Consider the following 5,101-nt stretch of genomic DNA (forward strand, 5'->3'; position numbering starts at 1 on the left):
CGGAGGCGGCGACTCCGGAATCGGCGGGGGCGGCGACGACGCGCCGGCCGCCGCGGAGGAGTGCCCCTGCGAGATCCGCTTCGCGTGGTGGGGCTCGGACAGCCGCCACGAGGCGACGCAGCAGATCATCGACGCGTTCGAGGCCGAGAACCCCGACATCACGGTGGTCCCCGACTTCACCGACTGGGACGGCTACTGGGACAAGCTCGCCACCTCGGTGGCCGCGGGCGACACCCCCGACGTCATCACCCAGGAGGAGCGCTACATCTCCGACTACTCGACCAAGAACGTGCTGGCCGACCTGGGCACGCTCGACATCGACACCTCGAAGGTGGACGACGGCGTGCTGGCCGGCGGCCAGATCGAGGGCACCCAGTACGGCATCCCGACCGGCATCAACGCCTACGCGCTCGTGGCCGACCCGGAGCTGTTCGCCGACGCCGGCGTCGACGTGCCGGACGACACGACCTGGACCTGGGAGGACTACGTGACCACCGCGAACGCGGTCGCGGAGGGCTCCGGCGACAAGGTCTGGGGCACGCAGGACTACGGCTTCAACGAGGCGGGCCTGAACGTGATGGCGCGCCAGCGCGGCGAGACCCTGTTCACGCCCGAGGGCGAGCTGGGAGTCTCCGAGCAGACCGTCGCCGACTTCTTCCAGGTCTCCCTCGACCTGGTCGAGGGCGGAGGCCAGCCCGACGCCGCCCGCACGGTCGAGTACCAGGCGGCCGGTCCCGAGGGCGGTCTGCTCGGCACCAACAAGGGCGCCATGGGCGTCTGGTGGACCAACCAGCTCGGCGCGCTGTCCGACTCGTCGGGTCACGAGCTGGAGCTGCTGCGTCTCCCGGGCGAGTCCGAGGGCGAGCGCACCGGCATGTACTACAAGCCGGCGATGTTCTACTCGGTCTCCGCGAGCACGCAGTACCCGGAGTCGTCCGCCAAGTTCGTGGACTTCCTGCTCAACTCCGAGGAGGCCGCCAAGATCATGCTGACCGACCGCGGCCTGCCGGCGAACACCGACGTTCGCGAGGCGATCCTGGACGACCTGTCGCCCACGGACCAGAAGGTCGCCGACTTCATGGCGGACATCGAGGACGAGATCGTCGACAACCCGTCGGTCCCGCCCCACGGCTCCGCCGAGCTCGCGGACATCATGGAGCGCATCAACACGGAGGTCCTCTTCGAGCGCATCACGCCGGACGAGGCCGCCACCCAGTTCATCGACGAGGTGAACGCGGCCATCGCCGACTGACCCACCCGCCGTGTGCGGGGCACTCGCCAGGAGGACGGCCGTCCACCCAGCGAGTGCCCCGCACACGGCGGTGTCGGGGCTGGGTACGATCAAGCCGCTCGGAGGAGAGGTGCCACAGGTGTCACAAGATCTGCTCGTACTGCGGGACGGCGACGACGTCGCCGTCGCCACGCGGGACCTGGGCCCGGGTGGCGACGCCGGGGTTCCCGGGAGCGGCCCGCTCGCCGTCCGGCAGCCCGTCCCTCGGGGGCACAAGGTCGCCCTGCGGGCCGTGCCCACCGGCGGTCAAGTGCGCAAGTACGGGCAGGTCATCGGGGTCGCCACCACGGACATCGCGCCCGGCGACCACGTGCACTCCCACAACCTCGGGTTCGAGGAGGGCGAGCGCGACACGCCCCTGGGCGGCACCCACACCGAGCTTCCCGTGCCCGACGGCGCCCGGCCCACCTTCCGCGGATATCGCCGGGCCGACGGGCGCGTGGGCACCCGCAACTTCATCGCGATCCTGACCAGCGTGAACTGCTCGGCGTCGACGGCCAAGATGATCGCCGACCAGTTCCGCGGTTCCGCGCTGGACGAGTTCGCGGGCGTGGACGGCGTCATCGCCCTGACCCACACCTCGGGCTGCGGCCTGGTGCCGGACTCCGAGGGCGGCCAGATCCTGCTGCGCACCCTGCGGGGCTACGCCGCCCACCCGAACGTGGCGGGCCTGCTGGTGCTCGGGCTGGGCTGCGAGATGGTGCCGGGTGCCGCGCTGTCGGCCCGCTCGGGCCAGGTCGCAGACCTGGGGATGCCCGGGATCGGCGCCCCGGACGAGACCCGGTCCGGGCTGCTGGCCGCCATCCCGGACGACACCGTGGTGCGCTCCCTGACCATCCAGGAGGCCGGCGGCGTGCGGGCCTCCGTGCGGGCCGGCGTCGCCGCCGTCCGCGAGATGCTGCCGCTGGTCAACCAGCGTGAGCGGGTCGAGTGCGACGTGTCCGAGCTGGTGCTCGCCCTGAACTGCGGCGGGTCGGACGGCTACTCCGGCATCACCGCCAACCCCGCGCTCGGCTGGGCCTCGGACCGCCTGGTCGCCTACGGCGCCACGTCCGTGCTCGCCGAGACCCCCGAGGTCTACGGCGCGGAGCACCTCCTCACCGCGCGGGCCGCGGAGCCGGCCGTGGCCAAGAAGCTGCTGGACCGCATCGACTGGTGGCGTACCTACATGGCCGCCGGCGGCGGCACGCTGGACAACAACCCGTCACCGGGTAACAAGGCGGGCGGGCTCACCACCATCCTGGAGAAGTCGCTCGGAGCGGTCGCCAAGGGCGGGCAGGCCGACCTCGGCGCGGTGTACGAGTACGCCGAGCCCATCACCGAGCGCGGGTTCGGCTTCATGGACACCCCGGGCTACGACCCGGTGTCGGTCACGGGCCTGGTCGCGGGCGGCGCCAACGTCGTCGTCTTCACCACGGGGCGCGGCTCGGTGTTCGGGTGCCGCCCGACGCCGTCGATCAAGGTGGCCACCAACACCCCGATGTACTCGGTGATGTCCGAGGACATGGACGTCAACGCGGGCGTGGTCGTGGACGGCACCGCGACCGTGGCCGAGGTGGGGCGGCAGATCTTCGACCGCATCCTCGCCGTCGCGTCGGGGGAGCAGACGGTCAGCGAGGAGCTGGAGATCGGCGCCGAGGAGTTCATCCCCTGGCACATCGGCGCCGTCACCTGATCCCAGACGCCTCAGGCCCTCAGGTCACCCGGGTGACCTGAGGGCCTGACACGTCCCCAGTGCGTTACGGGTAGCTCACCACCTTCGCCGGGATGGTCTCCGTGCCCGCCGCACGCGGCCCGACACCGTTGATCACGTGCTCGTACGTGCCGACCCCGCCGAGCGACACCGTGAGCAGCGAGTGCATCCGTACGCCCGGCGTGACCGGCACCTCGAAGCCGTTGTCCGAGGTGATCGACGCGTCCGAGGTGAACACGCAGTACGACCCCAGCCCCCAGGCCTCGTGCTGCGTCACGCCGTCGGCGACCTTGTACGCGGCCCAGCCGCGGACGCCGTCGTGGTTCCAGGCCGCCTGGTTCGGCGGGTCGTACGGCAGCTCGTTCTGGTAGAAGATCGTGCGGCCGCGCTCCCCGTTCCACAGGGTGTTGTACTCCTGGTAGTGCTCCACGAAGAGCCCGTACCCGTCCACGTCGTCCCCGTTGACCACCAGGCCGTTGCGCGCCGTGTTCACGTCCCAGCCGACGCCGTCGCCGTGGTCGCCGCGCCACGACCAGATGTGGTCCACGATCGTGTCGTCGGCGTTCACCACGATCGCCTGGTCCACCCGCCCGGCGTGCGCGCCGCCCACGCGGACGAACACGTCGTGCAGCGAGATCGGGTCGTCGGCGTGGTCCGCCGTCGACCCCGCCGTGCCCACGGTGAGCATGGACGGCGACTCGGCCGCGCCGGCGTCGAACAGCACGCCCGCCACGCGGACGCCGTCCACGTCACCCACGCGCATCGCCGTCTGCCCCGCCGTCGGCACGATCGTGGCGTACCCGAGACCGAGCACGACGGTGTCGGCGCGGTCCACCTCGATCGTCCCCGTCGTCTCGTAGACGCCGGGCGTGAGCAGCAGGTGCAGGCCCTGGTCCAGCGCCTGGTTGATCCGGGCGGCCGAGTCGCCGGGCCGGGCCACGTAGAACTGGTCCAGCGGGATCGAGGTGCCCGACGTCGTCCCGCCGTGCCACGTCGCGCCCCGCGTACCCGACCGGGCCGACGGCACGAACACCGCGTAGTCGTCCCCGTCGAGGTACAGGTACGGCTTCTCGCGGATGATCCCCGTGGTGTCCAGCGTGGTCACCGCGGGTTCGGGGAACGACGTCGGCGGGGCGTTCTCGACGCCGGAGAACACCATGTTCCACAGCGTTCCGGCCCAGCCGCCCGTGAGTGTCGAGTCGCGGGTGTACCACTGCTGCTGCGTCCAGGCGCGGACCTCGCCGTCGACCACGGAGTCGGCGATGTACCCGCCCGACGCCCAGCCGTACCGCGACGAGTGCAGCATGAGGTTGCCCTTGACGTGCACGCGGCGCATGGGCGCCGCCTGCGAGACGGCCCACCGCATGTCCCCGCCCGACGGCGTCACCGCGAGGTTCTCGACCGAGCGCCAGAAGTTCTGCGTGGCGTTGCCCTCGAACCACTCCGCGTCGGCCCAGACGCCGCCGGTGATGTTCACGTCGTCGGGCCTCGTGCCCAGCCCGGAGATCGAGGTGTGGAAACCGGCGTTGACGTGCACCGGGTAGGTGCCCGGCTCGAACAGGAACTGGTGCCGCCCGTCGCCGAACTGGTCCGCCTCCTGCTGGTCGTAGACGGCGTCGACCGCCGCCTGGACCTGGGCCGTCGGCGTGTCCGGGCCGAAGACGTGCACGTTCGGGCCCAGGTCGCCGCCGCCGGGGATCGGGTCGCCGGGCGTGGTGCCGCCGCCGCCCGTGAACACCTCGAGCTCCCACAGCGAGTAGCCGTACCCGGTGCCGCGCTCCGTGCCGGTGAGCCGCACGTACCGGCCCGATCCGGCGACGTCGAGCGACTGGTCGCCGCCGGTCCCGTTCGTGACCGTGGTCAGGGTGCGCCAGGTGGTGCCGTCGTCGGACGCCTCGATCCGGAACCCCTTGCCGTACGCGGCCTCCCACGACAGCTCGACGCGGCACAGGTCCTGCACCGACCCGAGGTCGACTCTGATCCACTGCGGGTCGCTGAACTCGCTGGCCCAGCGCGTGCCGGGGTCGCCGTCGACGGCGGAGGCCGCGCCGAACGGCCCCTCCGTGGACGACGCCGTGGCCGGCCGCCCCAACGCGGCGTTGGTGGTGCCGCAGGCC

The 5,101-nt window shown here is 71.9% G+C and carries 3 protein-coding genes; 2 read left to right on the forward strand and 1 reads right to left on the reverse strand.

Annotated features, from left to right (window positions below; genetic code table 11):
* Together PROKR_RS15075 and PROKR_RS15080 are read left to right on the forward strand one after the other, a co-directional pair.
* On the forward strand, positions 1-1,252 hold a 1,252-nt coding region (locus tag PROKR_RS15075), incomplete at its 5' end, for an ABC transporter substrate-binding protein (protein ID WP_211240148.1).
* A 118-nt stretch (positions 1,253-1,370) separates the two neighbouring features.
* The gene (locus PROKR_RS15080) at positions 1,371-2,966 is read left to right on the forward strand and encodes a UxaA family hydrolase (RefSeq protein ID WP_036964665.1); all 1,596 of its coding nucleotides are present in this window, start codon (positions 1,371-1,373) and stop codon (positions 2,964-2,966) included.
* Between the two features lie 64 nt (positions 2,967-3,030).
* On the opposite strand, the gene PROKR_RS15085 is transcribed toward PROKR_RS15080, so the two are convergent.
* Positions 3,031-5,101: discoidin domain-containing protein (locus PROKR_RS15085; RefSeq protein WP_051433024.1), on the reverse strand; the 2,071-nt coding region annotated here is incomplete at its 5' end.

This window comes from Promicromonospora kroppenstedtii DSM 19349, from assembly GCF_000515355.1.
GTDB lineage: Bacteria > Actinomycetota > Actinomycetes > Actinomycetales > Cellulomonadaceae > Promicromonospora > Promicromonospora kroppenstedtii.